Source organism: Dankookia sp. GCM10030260 (assembly GCF_042666655.1).
In the GTDB taxonomy this organism is placed as follows: domain Bacteria; phylum Pseudomonadota; class Alphaproteobacteria; order Acetobacterales; family Acetobacteraceae; genus Paracraurococcus.
Window position 1 is genome coordinate 90532 of the sequence record NZ_JBHTDE010000003.1, and the last position, 20756, is coordinate 111287.

Annotated in this window: 22 protein-coding genes; 7 read left to right on the forward strand and 15 right to left on the reverse strand. The window is 71.4% G+C overall.

The genetic code is table 11. The annotated features are described in order from the left end of the window. Positions 1 to 100 precede the first annotated feature (100 nt). Positions 101 to 1039, forward strand: a complete 939-nt coding sequence (locus ACFQS7_RS12035; RefSeq protein ID WP_380067315.1) for a threonine/serine dehydratase — start codon at positions 101 to 103, stop codon at positions 1037 to 1039. A gap of 9 nt (positions 1040 to 1048) precedes the next feature. On the opposite strand, the gene ACFQS7_RS12040 is transcribed toward ACFQS7_RS12035, so the two are convergent. The 3 genes from ACFQS7_RS12040 to ACFQS7_RS12050 all read right to left on the reverse strand — a co-directional run bounded on the left by ACFQS7_RS12040 (position 1049) and on the right by ACFQS7_RS12050 (position 4732). Next, a complete protein-coding gene (locus ACFQS7_RS12040; RefSeq protein WP_380067316.1) occupies positions 1049 to 1852 on the reverse strand; it encodes an undecaprenyl-diphosphate phosphatase in 804 nt (267 codons plus the stop codon). Positions 1853 to 2073: 221 nt separating this feature from the next. Continuing rightward, a complete protein-coding gene (locus ACFQS7_RS12045) occupies positions 2074 to 3441 on the reverse strand; it encodes a hypothetical protein (protein WP_380067317.1) in 1368 nt (455 codons plus the stop codon). Between the two features lie 196 nt (positions 3442 to 3637). Further along, positions 3638 to 4732, reverse strand: coding sequence for a TRAP transporter substrate-binding protein (locus ACFQS7_RS12050; RefSeq protein ID WP_380067318.1), 1095 nt, complete (start codon positions 4730 to 4732; stop codon positions 3638 to 3640). An 87-nt stretch (positions 4733 to 4819) separates the two neighbouring features. Between ACFQS7_RS12050 and ACFQS7_RS12055 the strand changes: the two genes are divergently transcribed. After that, a complete protein-coding gene (locus ACFQS7_RS12055) occupies positions 4820 to 5431 on the forward strand; it encodes a DUF1275 family protein (RefSeq protein WP_380067319.1) in 612 nt (203 codons plus the stop codon). Between the two features lie 96 nt (positions 5432 to 5527). Next, the gene (locus ACFQS7_RS12060) at positions 5528 to 6610 is read left to right on the forward strand and encodes a TRAP transporter substrate-binding protein (protein WP_380067320.1); all 1083 of its coding nucleotides are present in this window, start codon (positions 5528 to 5530) and stop codon (positions 6608 to 6610) included. A gap of 157 nt (positions 6611 to 6767) precedes the next feature. On the opposite strand, the gene ACFQS7_RS12065 is transcribed toward ACFQS7_RS12060, so the two are convergent. Together ACFQS7_RS12065 and ACFQS7_RS12070 are read right to left on the reverse strand one after the other, a co-directional pair. Beyond that, positions 6768 to 7742 carry a Bug family tripartite tricarboxylate transporter substrate binding protein gene (locus ACFQS7_RS12065; protein ID WP_380067321.1) on the reverse strand — a complete coding sequence of 325 codons (975 nt, stop codon included), beginning with the start codon at positions 7740 to 7742 and terminating at the stop codon, positions 6768 to 6770. 65 nt (positions 7743 to 7807) lie between these two features. Beyond that, complete coding sequence (locus ACFQS7_RS12070; RefSeq protein ID WP_380067322.1) at positions 7808 to 8548, reverse strand: OBAP family protein; 741 nt, start codon at positions 8546 to 8548, stop codon at positions 7808 to 7810. 104 nt (positions 8549 to 8652) lie between these two features. On the opposite strand from ACFQS7_RS12070, the gene ACFQS7_RS12075 reads away from it, so the two are divergent. Next, positions 8653 to 9207, forward strand: a complete 555-nt coding sequence (locus ACFQS7_RS12075; protein WP_380067323.1) for a hypothetical protein — start codon at positions 8653 to 8655, stop codon at positions 9205 to 9207. Positions 9208 to 9297: 90 nt separating this feature from the next. Here ACFQS7_RS12075 and ACFQS7_RS12080 read toward each other — a convergent pair whose 3' ends face one another. Then, the gene (locus tag ACFQS7_RS12080) at positions 9298 to 9609 is read right to left on the reverse strand and encodes a hypothetical protein (RefSeq protein WP_380067324.1); all 312 of its coding nucleotides are present in this window, start codon (positions 9607 to 9609) and stop codon (positions 9298 to 9300) included. Between the two features lie 410 nt (positions 9610 to 10019). On the opposite strand from ACFQS7_RS12080, the gene ACFQS7_RS12085 reads away from it, so the two are divergent. Together ACFQS7_RS12085 and ACFQS7_RS12090 are read left to right on the forward strand one after the other, a co-directional pair. Continuing rightward, positions 10020 to 10328, forward strand: coding sequence for an ArsR/SmtB family transcription factor (locus ACFQS7_RS12085; protein WP_380068011.1), 309 nt, complete (start codon positions 10020 to 10022; stop codon positions 10326 to 10328). Between the two features lie 382 nt (positions 10329 to 10710). Continuing rightward, positions 10711 to 10896: a DUF2892 domain-containing protein gene (locus ACFQS7_RS12090; RefSeq protein WP_380068012.1), complete on the forward strand. Its 186-nt coding sequence runs from the start codon at positions 10711 to 10713 to the stop codon at positions 10894 to 10896. Positions 10897 to 10902: 6 nt separating this feature from the next. Here the strand turns inward: ACFQS7_RS12090 and ACFQS7_RS12095 are convergent, their stop codons facing one another. The 8 genes from ACFQS7_RS12095 to ACFQS7_RS12130 form a co-directional block, all read right to left on the reverse strand. Continuing rightward, entirely contained in the window at positions 10903 to 12267 is a 1365-nt protein-coding gene (locus tag ACFQS7_RS12095) for an MmgE/PrpD family protein (protein WP_380067325.1), read from the reverse strand. A 123-nt stretch (positions 12268 to 12390) separates the two neighbouring features. Further along, positions 12391 to 13365 (reverse strand): hydroxyacid dehydrogenase, encoded by a 975-nt coding sequence (locus tag ACFQS7_RS12100; RefSeq protein ID WP_380067326.1) that lies wholly within the window; start codon positions 13363 to 13365, stop codon positions 12391 to 12393. Between the two features lie 72 nt (positions 13366 to 13437). Further along, positions 13438 to 14409 carry a Bug family tripartite tricarboxylate transporter substrate binding protein gene (locus ACFQS7_RS12105; protein ID WP_380067327.1) on the reverse strand — a complete coding sequence of 324 codons (972 nt, stop codon included), beginning with the start codon at positions 14407 to 14409 and terminating at the stop codon, positions 13438 to 13440. Then, positions 14406 to 15011: a thiamine pyrophosphate-dependent enzyme gene (locus ACFQS7_RS12110; protein ID WP_380067328.1), complete on the reverse strand. Its 606-nt coding sequence runs from the start codon at positions 15009 to 15011 to the stop codon at positions 14406 to 14408. The genes ACFQS7_RS12105 and ACFQS7_RS12110 overlap by 4 nt, the downstream gene beginning before the upstream one ends. 5 nt (positions 15012 to 15016) lie before the next feature. Then, the gene (locus ACFQS7_RS12115) at positions 15017 to 15565 is read right to left on the reverse strand and encodes a phosphonopyruvate decarboxylase (protein ID WP_380067329.1); all 549 of its coding nucleotides are present in this window, start codon (positions 15563 to 15565) and stop codon (positions 15017 to 15019) included. A gap of 132 nt (positions 15566 to 15697) precedes the next feature. Continuing rightward, on the reverse strand, positions 15698 to 16447 hold the full coding sequence (locus ACFQS7_RS12120) for an SDR family NAD(P)-dependent oxidoreductase (protein WP_380067330.1): 750 nt from the start codon (positions 16445 to 16447) through the stop codon (positions 15698 to 15700). 33 nt (positions 16448 to 16480) lie between these two features. Further along, positions 16481 to 17296 (reverse strand): sugar phosphate isomerase/epimerase family protein, encoded by an 816-nt coding sequence (locus tag ACFQS7_RS12125; RefSeq protein ID WP_380067331.1) that lies wholly within the window; start codon positions 17294 to 17296, stop codon positions 16481 to 16483. A 6-nt stretch (positions 17297 to 17302) separates the two neighbouring features. Beyond that, positions 17303 to 17914 (reverse strand): NIPSNAP family protein, encoded by a 612-nt coding sequence (locus tag ACFQS7_RS12130; RefSeq protein WP_380067332.1) that lies wholly within the window; start codon positions 17912 to 17914, stop codon positions 17303 to 17305. A gap of 127 nt (positions 17915 to 18041) precedes the next feature. Here ACFQS7_RS12130 and ACFQS7_RS12135 point away from each other — a divergent pair, with 127 nt between their 5' ends. Continuing rightward, complete coding sequence (locus ACFQS7_RS12135; protein WP_380067333.1) at positions 18042 to 19010, forward strand: tripartite tricarboxylate transporter substrate-binding protein; 969 nt, start codon at positions 18042 to 18044, stop codon at positions 19008 to 19010. Positions 19011 to 19156: 146 nt separating this feature from the next. On the opposite strand, the gene ACFQS7_RS12140 is transcribed toward ACFQS7_RS12135, so the two are convergent. After that, a complete protein-coding gene (locus tag ACFQS7_RS12140) occupies positions 19157 to 20755 on the reverse strand; it encodes an amidohydrolase (protein ID WP_380067334.1) in 1599 nt (532 codons plus the stop codon). Between the last annotated feature and the right edge of the window lies 1 nt (position 20756).

The following is a 20756-nucleotide window of genomic DNA, read 5'->3' on the forward strand; positions in this document are numbered from 1 at the left end:
TCGCCACCAAACAGGCGACCGACCTTGGCAGAAACCCCCGGAGCTTCCAAGGGCACCCGCGGTTGCGTCGCACCATCGGGCATGCCACCCCTGACGCGCCATGTCGACTCATCCTGAACAGGCGGCGATCCACGCCGCCGCGCTCCGCATCGCCCCGCATATCCGCCGCACGCCGCTGCTGCGGCTGGCCGGGGGCGACCTTGGTTTGCCTTGCGACATCATGTTGAAACTGGAATTGCTCCAGGCCAGCGGGTCTTTCAAGCCGCGTGGCGCCTTCAACCGCATGCTTTCGCGCGAGTTGCCGCAAGCCGGCGTCATCGCCGCATCCGGCGGCAACCACGGCGCCGCGGTGGCCTATGCCGCCCGCGCCCTCGGCGTGCCGGCGGAGATCTTCGTCCCGGAGATCACCGGCGCCGCCAAGCGGGCGCGGATCGAGGCCTATGGCGCCCGGCTGGTGGTGGGCGGCGAGGCCTATGACGCGGCGCGCCAGGCCAGCGAGGCGCGCGCGGCGGAAACCGGCGCGCTGCAGATCCATGCCTACGACCAGGCGGAGGTGCTGGCGGGCCAGGGCACGGTGGCGCTGGAGTTCCAGGCCGATGCGCCGGGGCTGACCCATGTGCTGGTGGCGACCGGCGGCGGCGGGCTGATCGGCGGCATGGCCGCATGGTATGCCGGCAGCGGTGTACGGATCGTGAGCGTCGAGCCCGAGGGCTGCCCGACGCTCGCCACCGCCTTGCAGGCGGGCCGGCCGGTCCCGGCCCCGGTCGGCGGGCTGGCCGCGGACAGCCTGGGCGCAAGGCAGGTCGGCGCGCTGATGTTCGCGGTCGCCCGGGATCACGTGGCGCAGGCGGTGCTGGTGCCGGATGCCGCCATCCGCGCGGCGCAGCGCCTGCTGTGGGAGGCGGCCCGGCTGGTCGCCGAGCCGGGCGGGGCGACGGCGCTGGCGGCCCTGCTCTGCGGCGCCTGGCTGCCGCCGGCCGGCGCCCAGGTCGGGGTGCTGGTCTGCGGCGGCAATTGCGACCCGGCGAGCGTTGCCTGACGCGGCCGCTCAGCGCGCCAGCAGGAAGCCCAGCATCGCCACGCCCAGGACGATCCGGTACCAGCCGAAGGGCGTGAAGCCGATCCGCCCGATCACCGAGAGCACCCAGCGCACCGTCACCAGCGCCACCACGAAGGCGGCGACGAAGCCGACCGCGATCTGCCCGAGCCCATCCACCGAGATCTGGTCGCGCACCTTCAGCAGGCTGTAGGCGGTGGCCGCCAGCATGGTCGGGATCGCCAGGACGAAGCTGAACTCAGCCGCGGTCTTGCGCTCCACCCCCAGCAGCAGCGCGGTGATGATGGTGGCGCCCGACCGCGAGGTACCGGGGATCATCGCCAGGGCCTGGCCGAAGCCGACCAGCAGCGCCGGGACCGGGCCGATCTCCGGCACCGAGCGGATCGTCGGCGTCTTCCGCAGCCGCTCGATCAGGATGATGGCGATGCCGCCGAGGATCAGCGTGGTGCAGACCACCCAGGGGCTGAACAGACTTTCGGTGATGGTCTTGTGCAGGGTCGCGCCGATGACCGCCGCCGGCAGGAAGGCCAGGGCCAGGTTGGTGACGTAGAACCGCTCCCGCCCCGGCCGCCACATGCCGCGGGCCAGGCCCAGCAACGTCTCCCGGAACACCCAGATGACGGCGCAGATGGCACCGAGCTGGATCGAGATCTCGAAGACCTTGCCGGGCGGGCCCTGGAAGCCGATCAGCTCCCCCAGCAGGATCAGGTGGCCGGTGGAGGAGATGGGCAGGAATTCGGTCAGCCCTTCCAGCACCCCCATGGCGAGGGCGGAGAGCAGCGCGGCGATGTCCATGAGGCGGTGGGGTCCCGAGGCAGGAGGCGGCGTCGGTGTACCGGAGCCGGGGGGGCGGCGTCCAATGCGGCGACGCCGCGCCGCGCCCCGAAACGCAGCGGCGGACGGGGGGCCGGAGCCGGGGTCGCGGCCAGCCGGCCGGAGCGGCTTGCGCGCGCGACCCGACGCGCGATCCGCCAGGGAGCGACGGGCCGGACCGGCGGCCGACCCGTCGCCCCGGGTCAGCCGAGGAAGATCTCGTCGAGGGCGACGTAGTTGCTCTGGCCGTTGCTGATGTAGTTGACCACCACCTGGTCGATGCCGGTCCAGTTCAGGTTCAGCGTGTGCCACTGGCGGTCGAGCGCCAGGTTGACCGTATGGACCAGCACGCCGTTGTTGTAGGCGTCGAGCGTGGCGACCGCATCCGCCTTCACCGCCAGCGAGTACAGGTCGAAATCGGCGCCGTCCTGCCGGCCGAACGTGGCATCCTGGCTGTAGACGGCGAGGAACTGGCTGCCGCCGAACGCCGGCCCGGCGGTCGCGCCCAGGCTGTGCCCGGTGTCGGCGACGTGAGTCGAGAACAGGCCCAGGCCGCTGAAGGCGTAGCCGTTCTCCACCAGGGGCGACGGGTCGGCCGTCAGCAGATGGCTGCTGCCGAGGGTGAAGCTTTCGAAGCCGACCGTGGGCGCGCGGGCGGTCACCAGGCTGTTGACCACGATATCGTCGAGGGCGACGTAGTTGCTCTGGCCATTGCTGATGTAGTTGACCACCACTTGGTCGATGTTGGTCCAGTTCAGCGTCAGCGTGTGCCACTGCCGGTCGAGCGTCAGGTCCAGGGAATGCACCAGCGCGCCGTTGTTGTAGGCATCGAGCGTGGCGACCGCATCGGCCTTCACCGTCAGCGAGAGCAGGTTGAAGTCGGCGCCATCCTGCCGGCTGAAGGCGGCATCCTGGCTGTAGATGGCCAGGAACTGGCTGCCGCCGGCTGCCGGTCCGGCCGTCGCGCCCAGGCTGTGCCCGGTGTCTGCGACATGGGTCGAGAACAGGCCCAGTCCGCTGAAGGCATAGCCATTCTCCACCAGGGGCGCCGGGTCGGCCGTCAGCAGATGGTTGCTGCCGAGCGCGAAGCTTTCGAAGCCGATGGTCAGGTTCGGCGGCGCGATGTCGCTCAGGCTGCGGAGGACGCCGTCCAGCCGGATATTGGCCGTCTCCACGCCGGTCATGTCGACATGCAGGATGTCGGAAACGAAATGCGCCCCGACGTCGCCGAACGTCAGATAGGCCTGCAGGCGGACCAGTTCGGCCTTGAGGATGTCGGTCACCTGGGACGAGTTGACGGTGATGCTGAGCAGATCGATCCCGGCACCGCCCTCGATGGTGTCGCGCGCGCCCGCGGCGGTGCCGTCGTACACGGTGAAGAACATGTCCGCGCCGGCGCCCCCGGCCACGGCGCTGCCGGCGGCGGCCAGCGCGAAGCGGTCGGCGCCCTGTCCGCCGATCGCCGTGTCGCCGGCGCCGAGGTCGCGGAACACGCCGATATCCGCCGCCCCGAGGGCCGATGCATCGAATACGTCGACCAGATTGGTGCCGTCGAAGACGAACTGTACCATGTGCCAACCCCCGTGCCTGCAAGCGGCACAACCTAGTCGGCGTGGTTACATTCTCAAGTCCAAATAATAAAAAATCAGTATCGAATCGTATATGGTATTTTCAAGCTGCATCCCAGATTCGGATGTGGCCAGACGGCCGCGCGGGGGCAAGCCGGACCGGCTCCATGCCGCCCCGCCTCGCCCCCGGTCTTTCGCCTTACCGCGGCGGCTGCGCCGCCGCCGGGAAGGCGAAGTTGTCGAAGCTGCTCTCGGCGACGCGGAACCACTGGTACTCCTCGTCCCGGTAGGCCTTGTAGGCGGTCCAGATCCGGCCGAAGCGCGGGTTCTTGGCGCCCATCTCGTCGTACATCGCATGCGCCTCCTTCCAGGCCGCCTGCATGATGTCGCGTGGCCAGAAGCGAAGCTGCGCCCCGGCCGAGACCAGCCGGCGCAGCGCCTGCGGGTTCAGGTGGTCGTAGCGCGCCAGCATGTCGGCATTGGCCTCGCCGCAGGCGACCTCGATCGCCGCCTTGTAGGCCGGCGGCAGTGCGGCGAAGGCGGCCTGGTTGGTGATCAGGTGCAGGTGGGCGCCGGCCTCCCAGAAGCCCGGCGCGTAGTAGTTCTTGGCGACGCGCACGAAGCCCAGCTTCTCGTCGTCGTGCGGGCCGACGAACTCCACCGCATCCAGCGTGCCGCGTTCGAGGGAGGGGTAGATGTCGGCGGCGGCGACCTGGGTCGGCACCGCGCCGAGCCGGCGGAAGATCTCGCCCGCCAGGCCGGCGACGCGGAACTTCAGCCCCTTGAGGTCGTCGACCGACTTGATCTCGTTGCGGAACCAGCCGCCCATCTGCGCCCCGGTGTCGCCCGCCGGGAAGCCGATGATGTTGTAGTCTCGGAACAGCTCGGCCGCGAGCTCGTTGCCGCCGCCATGGCTCAGCCACGCCAGATTCTGCCGGGCGTTCAGGCCGAAGGGCAGGGCGGTGAAGAAGGCGAAGGAGGGGTCCTTGCCGGTATAGTAGTAGACCGGGGTATGGCCGCCCTCGATGGTGCCGGCCTGCACCGCGTCCAGTACCTGCAGGCCGGGGACGATCTCGCCGGCGGCGAAGAAGCGGATCTGGAATTTGTTGTCGGTCAGCGCGGCGACGCGCTGGGTGATGCGTTCGCCGGTGCCGTACAGGACATCCAGGTTGCGCGGGAAGGCGGAGGCGATGCGCCAGCGCACCTCCGGCGCGGATTGCGCCAAAGCGGGCGCGGCGAGGCCAGTGATGCCAAGGCCGGCGCCGGCGGCGCCGAGGAGGATACGACGGTGCATGGCTTATCTCCCGGGAGGAGCGGCGGTGTAATGCGGATGCAAGCGGCGGAAAAGCCTGCCGTTCTCGCGATCAATCCTTGGGCCGCCGTGCCCTTCGTCGGCCTCGCCGGCTGCGTCGATGCGATCGGCTGGCTGCGGTTCGACCAGCTTTTCGTCAGCTTCATCAGCGGCACCAGCACCATGCTTGGGATCGCCACCGCCGAGGGGCACGGCGCACGCGCCGCGGCGCTGGCGACGGTGGTCGGGCTGTTCGCCGCCGGCGCCCTGCTGGGCGCCGTGGTCGGCGCCGCGGCCGGGCGCTGGCGCAGCCCGGCGGTGCTCGGCCTGGTGGCGGTGCTGCTGGCCACGGCGCTGCTGGCGCCGGCGGCCGGCCCCTGGGAATTGCCGCCGGCCGCCTGGGCCATGGTGCCGGCCATGGGCATGCTGAACACCGCGCTGCCCGGGGTGGGCGGCATCACCTTCGTCACCGGGGCGCTGTCGCGGGCGATGGAGGGGCTGGTGCAGGCCCTGCTCGGCCGTGCCCGGCACGGCGCCTGGGCGCAGCAGGCGGCCTGCTGGGCGGCGATGGCGGCCGGTGCCACGCTCGGCGCGCTGCTGCAGGACGCCTGGGGCGATGCCGCGCTGGCGGTGCCGGCGACCGCGGCGCTGCTCGGCGCGCTGCTGGTCGCCGAGCGCGTCGCGGCCGCTGCGCATGGCTGAGGCCGCGCGCCCCGCACCCTTCCCTTGCCCAGGCGGTCCGATCCCGGCAGGATTCGGCCCAAGCGCCGGTCCAGGCGCGACAGGAAAGGTCCACCCATGCAACGCCGCCATCTCGTCGCCGGCACGGCCGCCGGCGCCGCCGCCCTTGCCACGCCCCTGCTCGCCTCCGCCCAGCCCAGGCTGCGCTGGCGCTGTCCGAACAGCTTCCCCCGGACGCTGGACACGCTGTACGGCGCGGCCGAGATCGTCGCCCGCCGGGTGCGGGAGATGTCGGACGGCGCCTTCGAGATCACCGTCTCCGGCCCGGGGGAGGTGGTGCCGGCGCTGCAGATCCTGGATGCGGTCGGCCAGGGCTCGGTCGAATGCGGCTTCACCTCGGCGCTGTTCTACTTCGGCAAGGACCCCAGCTTCGCCTTCGGCTCGGCGCTGCCGTTCGGGCTGAACAGCCGGCAGAATTTCGCCTGGCTGAACTATGCCGGCGGGCGGGACCTGCTGAAGGACGTCTTCGCCGAGGCCAATATCTGGCAGATCCCGGCCGGCTGCACCGGGGCGCAGATGGGCGGCTGGTCGAAGAAGGACCTGCGCACGCTGGACGACATGAAGGGGCTGAAATTCCGCATCGCCGGCTTGGGCGGCAGCGTGATGCAGAAGCTCGGCGTGGTGCCGCAGCAGATCGCCCCGTCGGACATCTACCCGGCGCTGGAGCGCGGGGTGATCGACGGCGCCGAATACATCGGCCCCTACGACGACGAGAAGCTGGGCTTCGGCCGGGTGGCCAAATTCTACTACTACCCCGGCTTCCAGGAGGCCGGGCCGAACACCGACTTCATGGTGAACCTGAAGGCCTGGGAGGCGCTGCCCAAGGCCTACCAGGGCATGCTGGAGACCGCCTGCGCCGAGGCCTACCACGCGACGGCGGCGAAATACGACGTGGCCAACCCGCCGGCGCTGCGCCGGCTGGTGGCCCAGGGCACCCAGCTGCGCCCCTACCCGCGGGAGATCATGCAGGCGCTGTATAAGGCCTCCCAGGAGCTCTACGCCGAGATCGGCGCGCAGAATGCGCGCTTCAAGAAGGTGCACGAGCACTGGGACCGCTTCCGGGTGGAGCAGGTGCAGTGGTTCCGCGTGGCAGAGGACAGCCTGGCGAATTTCCAGGCGGTGGCGACCGCGCCGCGGTAGGAAGAAAGATCGGGGAGGAAAGCATTGCCTCCCCAAACCCCTCCATTGGTTTTCGTGGGCTTGGCACCTGCCGCTCGGCAGGTGCCGGACCCCCGGAATAGAGGTGGGGCCAGGGAGGATGCTTCCTCCCTGGCCTTACTGATCCTCGATACCCCCTTCAATCGCCCTTCAGCCCGATCTCCCGCACCACCGTGCCCCACCGCGCCCAGTCCTCGGCGATGGTCTTCGCATATTGCGCGCGGCCGAGGCCGACCGGGTCGGCGCCGAAGCTGCGCACCCGCTCCATCACGTCGGGCAGGTGCAGGACGGCATCCACCTCGGCCGCCATGCGGTCGAGGATCGGCTCCGGCACCGCGCGCGGCGCCATCAGCCCGCCCCAGAACAGCACCTCGTAGCCCGGCACCGTCGTGGCGACGGTCGGCACCGCCGGCATGACGGCGGAGGGCTGCGCGCTGGTCACCGCGATCGGCCGGATGCTGTTGTTCGCCAGCAGGCCCTTGGTCGCGAAGAAGCTGTCATGCGCGACGTCGATATCGCCGCGGACGAGCGCGGTCAGCGAAGGCTGGTTGCCGTTGTAGGGCACCAGGGTGAACTCGACGCCGGTGCGCTGCATCAGCAGCGCCATGGCCAGGTGGTTGATGCCGCCGGTCCCGGGGTGGGAGACGGTGACCGGCCGCTGCCGCGCCAGGGCCAGGAGCTCCGGCAGGGTCCTGGCCGGGAAATCGGGGCGCGAGACCATCAGCAGCGGCGAGGACTGCGCCATGGTGACCGCGGCGAAGTCGCGCACCGGGTCCAGCCCGCTGCCACGGTTGACCAGCAGGGTGATCAGCGTCGAGGTCGAGGCATAGAGGAAGGTGGCGCCGTCCGGCGCGGCGCGGGCGACATGCTCGGCCGCCAGGAGGGTGCCGGCGCCGGGCCGGTTCTCCACCACGAAGGCGGTGCCGGGGATGCGCTCGCCGAGCTTGCCGGCGATCAGCCGGGCCATGATGTCGTTGGCGCCGCCGGCGGCGAAGCCGACCACGATGCGCACCTGCCGGCCTGGCCAGGCCTGGGCTTTCGCAGACCGCATGCCCGCCGCGGCGAGCAGCGCCGGTGCGCCCAGCAGGGCACCGCGCCGCGTGGTGGATGTCATGCCTGCCTCCCCAACGTCATTGCTTGGCCGCAAGGTAGCGGTGGAGTGGCTTGCCGCGCCATGGCCTATCGCGCCGCCGCGACCCCCGGGATCGGCTCGGTCGGCCGGCCGAAGCGGCCGCGCAGCGCATCGACGCCGTGCTGCGGCCGGGCCAGTGCGCGCAGGTCCTCCCGCGCGCGGCGCCGCGCCGCGGTGTCGATCCCCATGCGGCGGTCGCGCGCCTCGACCAGGCCGGGCCGGGCCTCGCCTTCCCGGTTGAAGGACCAGGCGAGATGCGGCGGGCCGAGCGGCAGGCTGTCCGTCGCGGTGTCCCAGACATGCCAGGTCTTGCCGTAGCTGTTCATCTTGCTGGCCATCAGCGCATGCTCGGCCGCGGCCGGGATGCCGGGCGCGACCAGCTGGCCCGAAAGGATCTCGGCGTTGTGCGGGTGCCAGTAGCCCCGTTCCGCCGGCGGCAGGGTGGCGAACAGCCGGGCGGAGACGATGAACTCGAGGCCGGTCAGGTTGGCGCTGCGCGTGTTGCCGTCGAACAGCGCGCACTGCATCAGGTCCTCGTTCACCACGTGGCAGAAGTGGTGCGCCTCCATCTGCTTGTCCGGGTGGTCCCGCATCGGATGGAAGCCGACCAGGTAGACATCGAGGTTGCTGACCGGCGCATCCCGCTGCAGGGCGGCGGCGGCGGTGGCGAGCACGCCGGTCCGGGTGGATTCGGGTGCGCCAGGCGGCTGGGCCACCGGCCCCGAGGCGCCGGAGCCGGTGCACCCGGCCAGGGCCAGGAGGCAGGCGAGGAAGAGGCGGCGCGGCATCGGCGGATCATCTCCGGGGTTGTCGGTACTCCCCTGAAACGGCATGTCACGGCGGCGGGTTGCCTGCGCTAGGCTGCGGTCCTTCCCTGCCGGAGCGTGCCATCATGCCTGCGAAGCCCCTCCTCCTCGGCCTCTGCCTGCTGGCCGGCGGCGCCGCGGCCCAACCCGCGCCCAAGCATGGCCACGCGCATGGCGTGGCGCCGGCCCGGGCGGCGGTGCCGGTGCTGCCGGGCCAGGACGCCTTCGCCGCCTTGCAGGAGATCGTCCGCCTGCTGGAAGCCGACCCGGCGACCGACTGGTCGCGCGTCGACCTCGATGCGCTGCGGGAGCATCTGGTGGACATGGACGAGGTGATGCTGCGGGCCGAGGCGGTCGCGCGCCCGATCGAGGGCGGCGTCGAGGTCAGCGTCACCGGCCAGGGCCGCACGCTGGTCGCGTTGCGGCGCATGGTGCCGGCGCATGCCCGGGAGCTGGACCGCATCAAGGGTTGGCGCGCCAGCAGCGAGCCGCTGCCGGAGGGCGTCCGGCTGACCGTGACCGCGGCCGATCCGAAGGCGGCGGTGCATATCCGCGGCCTGGGTTTCTTCGGGCTGATGGCGAGCGGCGCGCACCACCAGGCGCACCACCTGGCGATCGCCCGCGGCGCGCACATGCACTGAGCGGAAAGCGCAGCCCGGCGAATGCCGAAGCTGCGGACAGGAGGGGAGGGGTCCGGGAAGGAAACTCAGTTCCCTCCCCAAGCCTGCCTGTCAGCCGCGGCGCGTGACGGGGATCGGCACGAGAACCATGTCCCGCCGTCCGCCACCGCGGTCGTCGTCGTCGGGCGGCCCGCCCTGCAACATCACCGCGATGCCGATCTGCACAGCGCCGAGGGTCAGGCCGCAGAAGAACCAGAGCAGCAAGGTGGGCCATGGGTGTTCCGGCGCGCGCTGGAGGACCTGCGCGACCCCGCCTGGATCGGCCCAGAACAGTGTGGCGACGAACAGCGTCGCCAACCCGAAGCCGATCGCGGCGTGGCGGCAGATGAATCCGACGGCGGCTGGCAGCTTCGATGGGTGCATGGTTCCGATGTCCGGCGATGGACCTTTCCGGTGTCAGCATAGCCACCGGAACGCCCGGCCGGGAGGACATCATGCTTCGCATTGCGATGACCCGGCGATTCAGTCGGGTTTTGGCGATGAAAACCCTGCTATCGTAGGGTAGCGTCACCAAAAAACCGGAATCGGTGAGAAGAATCGGGCCGGTTCGGGTCCAGTCCCAGGGGTGCGTCCCTGCGGCGACGGCCATCCCAGCGCCAATGCACGCAACGACGGCAGAACGCCGTGTCTGACCGCAGGATACGGATCGCGCGGGTCCAGGGTTCGGGGCAATCCCACCCTTCCGCCGACAGCCCGCAACCACGGGCCACCCGATATATTAATTATACCTAAAACAAAACAAGCTGACTCAATAGGGGCTGATCGTGACGACAATGATGCCGCTGGAGGTGCTGGAGGCGCGAGCCACCGAAGCTGCCCGGCTGCTGCGCCTGCTGGCACATGAAAAGCGCCTGCTGGTGCTCTGCCATCTGGCGGGCGGCGGGGAGATGAACGTGACCGAGCTGGTCGGCGTGGTCGGCTTGTCGCAATCCGCCCTGTCGCAGCATCTGGCGCGGCTGCGGGAGGATCGGCTGGTCGCCACCCGGCGGGAGGCGCAGACCATCTGGTACCGCCTGGCCGACCCGAAGGCGGCGCGGTTGCTGGAAGTCCTGTGCGACATCTACTGCCCGCCCGCGGACTAGGTCCCGGCCAGGCGGCGGCGCGGTTCCACCCCATGCGGCGCGGCGGCTGCGCCATGCCGCAGGCGCCGCTGGGCCCGGCGAAAGCAGCCCGCCCCTGACCAGGACGGCCCGCCGGCAGCGCCGGTTCCGCCGCGCCGAGGCGGGACAGCGGCAGGCAGAACGCGCCGGGGATGCCGGCGCGGGCATGCTCGTTCGGCTCCCGCACTTCCACCAGGACCGCCCCTGGCGCCGCAGGTCTGTGGCCGCTTCCGGCGCTGGGCGGTCAGCATGGCAAGACGGTTCCGAGCCTCTTAATGTTAGTATACACTGATAAAGAAAGATTTCATATTGTACTGCCGCGGCGCAACCATGCCGCTGCGGGAGACATGGCCTGACGCGCAATATCCGTGGGCTGGACAAGAGGCTGCGGCTAGGCCTGGGCCTGGTGCTGATCGGCCTCGGCCTGTTCGGCCCGATCGGCTGGTGGGGCGCCATCGGGCTGGTGCCGCTGGCGACCGGGCTGCTGGGCAACCGCCCGCTCTGCAGCCTGCTGGGCCTCAATGCCTGCCCGGCGGCGCAGCGCGGCTGAGGCCGGCTATTCGGCGGCCTGGCGCAGGATCCGCGGCAGGGCGCCGGGGACGGCAGTGCCGTGCCAAAGACCGTCGAGCATCGCCTCGGCCGTTGCGGCGCCGATGACGGGGGCGCAGAGCTCGCGGAATTTCTCGCCCAATTCGGCATCGGACAGGGGCGCGTCGGGGTCGCCCTTGCGGGTCGGCTGGTAGCGGTACAACTGCCGGCCATCGGCCAGGTCCAGCCAGACCTTGGCGGCGCGCCTGGCGGGGTAGGCATCGGCCAGTTCCGGGTCCAGTTCCACCGTCACCTTCGGCATGATGGCGCGGATGGCGGGGTTGACCAGGTTGTCCGGGGTGAAGGCGGCGATCCGCACGCCGCCGAGCACCAGCAGCGCCCCCATGGTGAACTGGACGGAGAAGCGGGCTTCTTGTTCCGTGGTGATGGAAGGTCGGTCGCAGATGCTCTTCGTCGGGCCGTAGCCGCCGACATGGATGCGGGCGACCTCCGCCGCCGCGAAGCCGTGTTCCCGCTGCAGGTCGCGCACGGCGTCGAGCGCGGCGAAGATATGGCCGCAGCAGCCGTGGTTCTTGAAGGTCATCTCGGTGATGCAGACCCGGGCGCCGAGATCGGCCAGCGCCTTGTCCCACTTGCCGGTATCCTCGCTGGTCGCGGCCGCGAAGCCCTTCGGCCCGTGCAGCGCATCGAGCGCGCCGGTCACGCCGGCCGCGGCGCCGATCGCCGCCAGGGCGCCGGCATCGGCGGCATGGCCCGGGTGCAGCGGCTTCGACATGGAATCCGACAGGAAGGCCTGCTGCAGCCCGCCGGCGAAGGTCGCCGCGGTGGCGATGGCATGGCCGATCTTGCCGGCGTCGCAGCCCAGCGCCACGGCGGTGGCCACCGCCGCGCCGAAGGTGCCGACCGTGCCGGTGGTGTGCCAGTTCTTGTAGTGGCTCGGCTGCACCGCCATGCCGATGCGGCAGGAGACCTCGTAGCCCGCGGTGATGGCGCGGAGCAGGTCGTCCATGCTGCCACCCTGCTGCTGCACCGCGGCCAGGGCCGGAGCGATGGTCGGGCAACCGGGATGGTAGCCGGCATCGCGGAAGATGTCGTCGAACTCGACCGTGTGGCTGGCGGTCGCGTTCAGAAGCGCTGCGTGCCGCAGCGGGGAGGGCTGCCCATCCACGTAGCAGATCGACCGGCCCGGGCCGCGTTCCGCCGCCATGGCGGCGGCAAGCAGGGTGGCGGGCGGCTTCGACAGGCCGGGCAGCAGCGCCGCGAACCAGTCGATCAGCGCGCGGCGGGCATGGTGGGCAACGGCATCGGGCAGCGGCCGGCTGCGCCAGGACGCGGCGTGCCCGGCGAGCGTGAGAAGCGGGTTGTCCACCATGTCGTGCCTCCTTTCATTGGCCCGGCCGATTCACGCTGCGGGCCTGACGGCCCTCCGCGATCGGGCTGGCTTGCCCATCCGATTCACGCTGCGGGCCCTGCGGCCCCCTGCGATCGGAGGGGGCTACGCGTTGCCGCGCAGCACCTCCTGGTTGATGACTACGTCGGGGTCGAGCTTGTTCGCAAAGACGGACAGGATGCTGTCGGCGCAGGACAGCGCCATGCGCCGCAGCCCCTGTTCCGTCGCCGCGGCCGAATGCGGCGTCATCACCACGTTCGGCAGCTTCAGCAGCGGGTTGTCGGCCGTGGCCGGCTCCTCCCAGAACACGTCGAGCCCGGCGGCCTTCAGGTGGCCGCTGGTCAGCGCGCCGGCCAGCGCCGTCTCCTCCACCAGGGTGCCGCGGGCGGTGTTGATCAGCATCGAGCCCTTTTTCATGGACGCCAGGAACTCGCCGTTGACGATGCCGCGGGTCTTCTCGCTGGACGGCAGGTGCAGCGTCACCACGTCGGCTTCCGCCAGCGCCGCCTGCAGGTCCTTGGCCGGGATGAAGCCGGCGCCCTTGATGGTGTTCTGCGGGATGAAGGGGTCGCGCACCAGCACCTTCATGTCGAAGGCCTTGCAGAGCCGGGCGACGCGGCCGCCGATGCGACCGAACCCCATCACCAGCACGGTCTTGCCGCCGAGGTCGAAGGTATCGGGGACCGGCGGGTTGCTCCAGCGCAGGCCGCGCACCGCGGCGTCGTAGTACTGGGTCTGCCGCGCCACGTTCAGCATCAGCATCATCGCGTGCTCGGCGACGCAGGCGGCATTGGCGTCCGGCGTCACGGTCAGCGGGATGCCGCGCTCGGTCAGCGCCGGGACATCCACCGCGTCGTAGCCGACGCCGTGCCGGGCGACGATCCGCAGGTTCGGCGCATGCGCCAGGAAGGCGCGGTTGATCGGCGTGGCGCGGACGATCACCGCATCCGCCTTCGGCATGGCGGCGGCGATGGTGGTCTCGTTCACCGGGTCCAGGACCTCGACCGTGACGCCGGGCGAGGCGCGCAGCAGCGCGAGCGCTTCCGGGTGGACGGGGCGGAGGCAGACGACGTGCGGCATGCGTTTCTTCCCTAGAGCGTGGCCGCCCGAGGCTGCTTCAGCCGGGGGCGTCGATCACGCGATCAAACCTGGTCAGTCGGCGGTGGCGCCGGAGATGCGGACGATCTCCGCCCAGCGCGGAATCTCGGCGCGGATGTAGCTTGCGAATTCCTCCGGCGTGCTCGGCATAGGCTCACTGCCCTGCTCGGCCAGGCGGCGCTTCAGGTCGTCGCCGCGCAGCGCCGCGCCGAGCTCGGCCGAAAGCCGGGCGACGATGGCGGGCGGCGTGCCGGCGGGCGCGACGATGCCGTTCCACAGCGGGATCTCGAAGCCCGGCAGCGTCTCCCCCACCGTCGGCACCTGCGGCAGCAGGGGCGAACGCTTCGCCGTGGTCACCGCCAGCGGCCGCAGCTGCCCGGCCTGCACCGCGCCGATCACCTCGACCATGGGGGAGGCGATCATCTGGATCTTGCCGGCCATCAGGTCGGTCGCCGCCGGGGCGCCGCCGCGGTAGGGGACGTGGACCATCTCGATCCCCGCCCTTGCCGCGAACAGCGCCGCGGCCAGATGCAACGAGGTGCCGGAGCCGGCGCTGCCGTGGTTCAGCCTGCCCGGATTGGCCTTGGCATGGGCGATCAGCCCGGCGATGTCGCGCACCGGCAGGTCGGGGTTCACCACGATCAGGTTCGGGATGACGGCGACCTGGGAGACCGGGGCGAAGTCGCGCAGCGAATCATAGGGCAGGCTGCGATAGATCGCCCGGTTGGCGGCGAGGATGCCGCTGACCGCCATCAGCAGCGTATAGCCGTCGGGCGCGGCGCGGGCCGCGGCCTCGGCGCCGATGTTGCCGCCGGCGCCCGGCCGGTTCTCCGCCACCACCGGCTGGCCGAGCCGCTCGCCCAGCGCCTGGGCGACCAGCCGCGCGGTGACGTCGGTGCTGCCGCCGGCGGCGAAGGGGACAATGAGCCGGATCGGCCGGTCCGGCGCCCAAGCCGACTCGGCACCTTGCGCGCGCGCCACCGCCGGCGTGGCCAGCACCCCGGCGAGCAGCGCGCGGCGCCTCATTGCAGGTGCGCCTTGGGGCCGAGGATGGCTTCCCGCATCCGCGCCTGCAGGATGGACGCCTCGCGCGGCGGCAGCACCAGCGGCAGGCTGGCGGCGTCGATCTTCACCTGGGCGAAGATCGGCCCGTGGCCGGCGCGGATGGCGTCGCGCAGCGCCAGCACCTCCTCCGGCGTGGTGACCTTGCGGCTGTCGGCGATGCCGGCTGCCTTGGCCATGCCGGCCAGGTCCACGCCGTGGCGCGTCGCCGTCTCCTGCATGCCGGTCTCGCCGTAATGCTCGTTGTCCAGCACCACCACGAAGAGGTTGCGCGGCTGCTTGGTGGCGATGGTGGCCAGCGACCCCACGCCCATCAGCATCTCGCCGTCGCCGGTGATGACCAGCACCGGCTTCGCCGGCTGCGCCAGGGCGAGCCCGAGGCCCATCACCGCCGCGCCGCCCATGCCGCCCCACAATGGCAAATTCTGCGGCCCGTCGCCGGCCGCGGTGATGTCCCAGGCCGGGGCGCCGAGCCCGGCGATCGCCAGCAGCTCGCCACGGTCCTCGAGCAGCGCCCGGACGACGGAGCGGCGCTCCAGCTTGCCGCTGTCGGCAATCTCGATCATCGCGGTCACTTTCCGAAGGTCTTGGCGCCGAGGACGCGCTGGCCGATCAGGGTCGCGGTCGGACGGTAGGTGTTGAAGGCCATGCGCAGCGTGGCATCCACGGTGGGGGCCACGTCCTCCGGCGTGTCGGCGCGCTTCACCAGCGTGCCCATCGCTTCCAGTACCGCCTGGGTGGCATTGCCCATGGGGACCTGGAAGGGGTTGAACTCGCCGTAGTCGCCGCGCATCGTCACGATCATCGGGCAGGGCGTGCGGTGCGAGATCGGCACCGACAGCATGTTGATGCAATTGCCGACGCCGGAGGACTGCATCAGCAGCACCGCCTTCTCGCCGCCCAGCCAGGCGCCGAAGACCAGGGCGATGCCCTCCTCCTCGGTCGTCAGGGTGGTGACCTTGATGTCGTTGTCGGCCAGGCACCGCTTGATCAGCCGGGAATGCCCGGCATCCGGCACCAGGGCCACCTGGCGGATCTCGTGCTGCTTCAGCAGGTCGTAGATCTGGTCCGGCCAATCCTCGGCCGCGGACGGGGCCGACTCCAGCTGTTCGCGCTGCATGCGTTTCCTCTCGGGCTTGGCGGGGACAATCCCGCGACCCGGGCCGGCTGTCCAGACCGGGGTCCATGTTGGGCCGGCCGATTCAGCCCTGCGGGCCTGCGGCCCTCCGGTCATCAGGCCGCGGCGGGCGGGCTACAGGCCGATGCGTGCCCGGAACGCATCGTCCCGCATCGAGGCATCGGTGCCGTGCAGGTCGTCCGCCGCCTTGGTGCACAGGTAGACCAGCCCACGCACCGCATGCGCCACCGGCAGCAGGTCGCCGCGGGGGATCTTGCTGATGACGTTCATCCCCGACGCCCGGATCTTCACCTGCATCTCGGTGTCGATGGTGCCGGGGGAGAAGCCGAAGACCCGGATGCCCTTCCCCGCCGTCTCGAGCGCGATGGCATTGGTGAGCATCGCCAGCCCCGCCTTGCCCGAGCAATAGGCGCTCCAGCCCTCCAGCGGCCGGTAGGCGGCGCCGGAGGAGATGTCGATGATCGTGCCGCCGCTGCCGGCCAGCATCCCCGGCAGCACCGCGCGCACGACGTTGTAGGCGCCGACCAGGTTGACCTGGATGTTGCGCGCCCAGGCGGCGGGGTCCGAAGTGGCGATCTCGGCGATCGGCTCGATCACCCCGGCATTGTTCACCAGGATGTCCAGCCCGCCGAAGCGGGCGCGCGTCGCGGCCACCACGCGCTCCACCGCCGTATAGTCCGAGACGTCGAGGGAGCCGGATGCCGCCCTGTCGCCGATACCCTGCGCCACGGCGGCCACCGCGGCGCCGTCGCGCGCCACCAGCATGACCGAGGCGCCACGGGCGGCCAATTCGCGCGCCGCGCCCTCGCCCAAGCCGCGGCTGGCGCCGGTGACCAGTGCCACCTTGCCCTTCAGGTCGTCCATGGATCGTCTCCTCCGTCTTGGGATGGTCGGGTGTCAGGCCCGGGCGGCGGCGATCACCCGGCGGGCCGCCGTCGCCGCGCGCCGCACCCGCGCTTCCGGCCCCATGGTCCTCGCCAGGTCCAGGGTCGGGATCTCCAGGCTGACCGGGATGCCCGGCGGCATGGCCCGCACCAGCGGCGGCAGATCCAGGCCGCCCTCGCCGGGGAACAACCGTTCGGCCCGGGCGGTGTGCAGCAGGCCCTCGGTCGTCGCCGGGCGCTCGGCCGGCGCGTCGCAAAGCTGCCAGTAGTGCAGCCATGCCGGCGGCACCGCGGCGAGGTCTTCCACCCGGCTCAAGGACCGGTCGAGATGCAGCGCATCCACGAGGATGCCGCCATTCGGCTGGGCTGCGCCGCGCACCACGCGGATGGCTGCCGCCAGGTCCGGCGTGTCGGTCCAGGGCATGAATTCCAGGTCGCCGGTCAGGCCGAACCCCGCCGCGGCCTCGCAGAAGGCGGCGAAGGTCGCGGTCAGCCGTGCCTCGTCCGGATCGTAGCCGGCGACCAGCACATGCTTCGCATCCAGCGCCGCGCCGGCCTCGAAGAACGGCAGGAAATCGGCGATGCGCGTCTCCGGCCGCAGCATGACGATCTCGAGGTCGGCGACCGCGACCCCGGTCGCTGCCATCGCCGCCCGCGTCTCCCGCAGCAGCGCCGGGTCGTCCTGCAGCGGCCAGCCCGCCGCACCCGGCGCCACCGGCAGCAGCCGCAGCCCCACCGCGCGGCAGCCCGCCTCCGCCGCCACCCGAACCACCGCCGGCGGCGGCAGGTCGAGCACGGTGAGATGGGCGAGCGAGAGGAAGGGCTCCATGCCCCGCTACTTCAGCGGGGAGACCGCGGTCGGCAGGCAGATCGTGCTGCGCATCTCGCCCAGCCAGTCCGGCCCGCCCTTCGGCGGCCAGATGCCGCGGGCGACCGTGTCGGCGCGGATCGCCAGGCGGTCGTTCAAGGATGGATAGGCCCAGATATGGGTGAAGCGCGGTGGGCCATCCAGCGCATGCATGGCGACCACCAGCGGGGAGACCTGCACCCGCGCCGGCAACTGGTTCTCCCAGGCCGCCATGGTCGGCGCCAGGCCGCCGGTCTTCAGGATGTAGCTGCGCACCTCGTAGACCGGGCCGAGCGCGCCTTCGGTCGGCACCGGCGGGATGAAGGGGAAGGGCGCGTAGCTGTCCATCGACAGGCCGGTCAGCCACTCGCCGCAGCCGAAGGGGCTGGCACTGGCGATCGCCCGGGCGCGTTCGGCGGCCAGGTCGGCATCGCCCGCAAAGCTGCGCAGCACCAGGATCTGGTTCAGCAGGCCGATCTCGGAGGCCCAGACGGCGTGCAGCCGGCCCTTGCCCTCCCGCGCCCAGGCCTCGATCGCCGGGGCCGCCTTGGGCGCGGCGCCGATGGTGGTCGACAGGAAGGCGAGCTCGAAGCGCTGCATGGATGGTCCCCCGAAGCTTGCGCGGATGGTGGTCCGGCGGCGCGGCGCGCGCAACCGGGCGGCGGCTGGACAGCGCCCGACGCATCCCGGCAGGGTGGCCGCAACCAGTCCGGGGAAGAAACACGCCATGCCCAGCCGCCGCAGCCTGCTCGCGCTTGCCGCCCTGCCCACCCTTGCGCATGCCCAGGCGCCGCGCTGGGTGCCAGATCGGCCGATCCGCGTGGTGGTGCCCTTCGCGCCGGGCGGGACCACCGACGTGGTGGCGCGGGTGCTGGCCGAGGGCGCCTCCGCCGCGCTCGGCCAGCCGGTGGTGGTGGAGAACCGGCCGGGCGGCGCGGCTGGGCTGGTCGGGATGGATGCGGTGGCCAAGGCGGCGCCGGACGGCCACACCATCCTCGTCCACAGCAATGCCCATGTCATCGCCCCGGCGCTGGTGGCGCGGCTGCCCTTCGACCCGATCGGCGATTTTTCGGGCATCGCGCATCTCGGCCGCATCCCGCAGGTGTTGGTGGTGAACCCGAAATCGGGCATCGCCGACCTGGCCGGGCTGCTGGCCAAGCTGCGGGCGGAACCGGGGAAGCACCACTTCGCCAGCGCCGGCATCGGCAGCGCGGTGCACGTGGCGGGGGAGGTGTTCCGCGCGGTGTCCGGCACCGATGTCCAGCCGGTGCACTACCGCGGCGGCGGACCGGCGATGCAGGCGGTGATCACCGGCGACGCGATCTTCGTGGTGGACCCGATCCCCTCGGCGCTCGGCATCATCCGCGGCGGCGCGGTGCGGCCGCTGGCGATCGCCGGGCCGCAGCGGGTGGCGAGCCTGCCGGAGGTGCCGACCTCGGCCGAGGCCGGGCTGGCGGCGTTCCGCCACGAGGCCTGGCTGGTGGCGCTGGCCCCGGCGCGGACGCCGCCGGCGGCGCTTGCGGCCCTGCAGGCGGCCTTCGCCGCCGCGCAGCAGCAAGCCGCGGCGCGGCTGGCCGAGCTTTCGGTGCAGCCGGTGCCGGAGGTGGCGACACCGGCCCAGGTGATGGAATTCCTGCAGGAGGAGATGAAGCGCGGCGTGGCGCTGCTGCGCGCCGCGGGGGTGCAGCCGGAGTAGGAAGATCGGGGAGGAAAAGGTGTTTCCTCCCCAAACCCCTCCCTTCCTTTTTCTGAGTCCGGCACCGGCCGCGCGGCCGGTGCCGGACTCAGAAAGGGAGAGGTGGGTCCAGGGAGGATACTTCCTCCCTGGCCTTTCCTTTTCCTTCAGAGCGCCTCACCGGCACCCGTCCCCTTGGTCGGCGTCGGGAAGCACCATTCCTCGCCGCGCGGCGTCGCCACGTATTCCGGCCAGCGCAGGTCGACCGGCGGGTCGAAATCCGCCGGCAGCAGCGGCCCGACCCAGTCCCTGCCGCCGATGCCGCCGCCGGTGCGGTCGCGCCATTCGGCCTGCGCCGCCGCCAGCACCGCCGGCCGGGTCGCCAGGTCGACATAGGTCAGCGCCATGGTCTTCGCCGCGACGAACATGCCGGGATCGACCGCCGCGGGCAGGCCGCCCAGCGCGTTGTAGGCCCAGTTCGGATAGGCATAGCCGGGCGAAGGCGGCCGCAGCCGCGGCCGGGCCGCCAGCAGCCGCACCGTGGGCGCATGCCAGCAGAATTCGACATAGTCGTCGGCGCTCAGGTGCTTCTGCCAGGCGGGCAGGCTGGCGCGCATCTTCGCCTCGTTGACCTCGGGCGGGGTCAGCTGGGTGACGCTGGCGATGAAGGGGTCGTCCATCGGATCGAGCCCGAGGTTGCGCTGGATGGCGCGGCCGAATTCCAGCGCCTCCTCCGCGTAGACCGGCGCGCCGACCGCCTGCAGGTTCTTCCAGGTGAGGTCGGTCATCGCCGTGTTGGGCAGGCCGACCCGCGTCTTGGTCACCCAACGGACGAAGGCGCGGCAGCCGGTGATGCCGGCGGCGTGGCGGGCGTTGTTCGCCAGCACGCGCCAGATCTGTTCCTGGATGCCGAGCGAGGAGGCGCGCCAGGAATACTGGATCTGGGCGAAGCGCGGCGTCAGGTTGTCCGAGGTCGCGCCGCCGTCGCCGAGCACATGCTCGTTCAGCGTCCAGGAGCCGGCATGCGGGAACATCGCCTCCTTGGTGTACTTGGTCGTGGTGTACATCAGCATCATGGCGTCGAGCGCGCCGGGGCAGCGGGCCGCGGCATGCGCGCCTTCGATCGGCATGAGCGAGGGATCGATCCAGCCCTCGGGATTGTCGGCCTCGAAGGTGATGACGGCGGACCAATAGGCGCCGAATTGCGTGTCCGACGTCACCGTGTTCAGCGGCCAGGGATGCCAGACGACGGCGGCGTCGAGGTTGTCGTAGTAGCCCTTCGCGGCATGGATGGGCTTCGAGCCGCAGACCTTCTCCGCCGGCTCGCCGAACAGCTTGAGCTGGCCGGGCACGCCATGCGCCGCCATCGCCGCGCGGGCGCCGAGCATGGCGGCGAGCGACGCGGTACCCAATGCCGAATGCGGATCGGTATGGCCTGCGGCATAGGGGTGCAGTCCTTCCCGCGGTGCCGGACGCGGCACCACCTGCTGCGAATTGCCGGGCACTGCATCATATTCGGAGAAGCCGGCGAGCACCGGCCTGCCTTCGCCCCAGGTGGCGACGAAGGCGGTGGGCATGCCGCCCGAGCCTTCCTCCACCGTGAACCCTTCGGCCCGCAGCAGCGCGACATAGTCGCGGGCGGAGCGGTATTCGCGCCAGGCCGGCTCGGCATGCGCCCAGATGCCGGCGCAGAAGGCCGACATGCGCGCCTCGTTCGCCGCGATCCAGTCGAGCGCCGTGGCGCGGATGCTGTCGGTGTCGGCCATG

Coding starts and splice junctions, on each gene's coding strand:
- ACFQS7_RS12105 (WP_380067327.1), bottom strand. CDS start 14,409: ATGAGGCGCCGCGCGCTGCTCGCCGGGGTGCTGGCCACGCCGGCGGTG.
- ACFQS7_RS12050 (WP_380067318.1), bottom strand. CDS start 4,732: ATGCACCGTCGTATCCTCCTCGGCGCCGCCGGCGCCGGCCTTGGCATC.
- ACFQS7_RS12140 (WP_380067334.1), bottom strand. CDS start 20,755: ATGGCCGACACCGACAGCATCCGCGCCACGGCGCTCGACTGGATCGCG.
- ACFQS7_RS12075 (WP_380067323.1), top strand. CDS start 8,653: ATGCCTGCGAAGCCCCTCCTCCTCGGCCTCTGCCTGCTGGCCGGCGGC.
- ACFQS7_RS12095 (WP_380067325.1), bottom strand. CDS start 12,267: ATGGTGGACAACCCGCTTCTCACGCTCGCCGGGCACGCCGCGTCCTGG.
- ACFQS7_RS12125 (WP_380067331.1), bottom strand. CDS start 17,296: ATGGAGCCCTTCCTCTCGCTCGCCCATCTCACCGTGCTCGACCTGCCG.
- ACFQS7_RS12115 (WP_380067329.1), bottom strand. CDS start 15,565: ATGCAGCGCGAACAGCTGGAGTCGGCCCCGTCCGCGGCCGAGGATTGG.
- ACFQS7_RS12045 (WP_380067317.1), bottom strand. CDS start 3,441: ATGGTACAGTTCGTCTTCGACGGCACCAATCTGGTCGACGTATTCGAT.
- ACFQS7_RS12040 (WP_380067316.1), bottom strand. CDS start 1,852: ATGGACATCGCCGCGCTGCTCTCCGCCCTCGCCATGGGGGTGCTGGAA.
- ACFQS7_RS12085 (WP_380068011.1), top strand. CDS start 10,020: ATGATGCCGCTGGAGGTGCTGGAGGCGCGAGCCACCGAAGCTGCCCGG.
- ACFQS7_RS12110 (WP_380067328.1), bottom strand. CDS start 15,011: ATGATCGAGATTGCCGACAGCGGCAAGCTGGAGCGCCGCTCCGTCGTC.
- ACFQS7_RS12120 (WP_380067330.1), bottom strand. CDS start 16,447: ATGGACGACCTGAAGGGCAAGGTGGCACTGGTCACCGGCGCCAGCCGC.
- ACFQS7_RS12080 (WP_380067324.1), bottom strand. CDS start 9,609: ATGCACCCATCGAAGCTGCCAGCCGCCGTCGGATTCATCTGCCGCCAC.
- ACFQS7_RS12130 (WP_380067332.1), bottom strand. CDS start 17,914: ATGCAGCGCTTCGAGCTCGCCTTCCTGTCGACCACCATCGGCGCCGCG.
- ACFQS7_RS12060 (WP_380067320.1), top strand. CDS start 5,528: ATGCAACGCCGCCATCTCGTCGCCGGCACGGCCGCCGGCGCCGCCGCC.
- ACFQS7_RS12035 (WP_380067315.1), top strand. CDS start 101: ATGTCGACTCATCCTGAACAGGCGGCGATCCACGCCGCCGCGCTCCGC.
- ACFQS7_RS12100 (WP_380067326.1), bottom strand. CDS start 13,365: ATGCCGCACGTCGTCTGCCTCCGCCCCGTCCACCCGGAAGCGCTCGCG.
- ACFQS7_RS12135 (WP_380067333.1), top strand. CDS start 18,042: ATGCCCAGCCGCCGCAGCCTGCTCGCGCTTGCCGCCCTGCCCACCCTT.
- ACFQS7_RS12070 (WP_380067322.1), bottom strand. CDS start 8,548: ATGCCGCGCCGCCTCTTCCTCGCCTGCCTCCTGGCCCTGGCCGGGTGC.
- ACFQS7_RS12065 (WP_380067321.1), bottom strand. CDS start 7,742: ATGACATCCACCACGCGGCGCGGTGCCCTGCTGGGCGCACCGGCGCTG.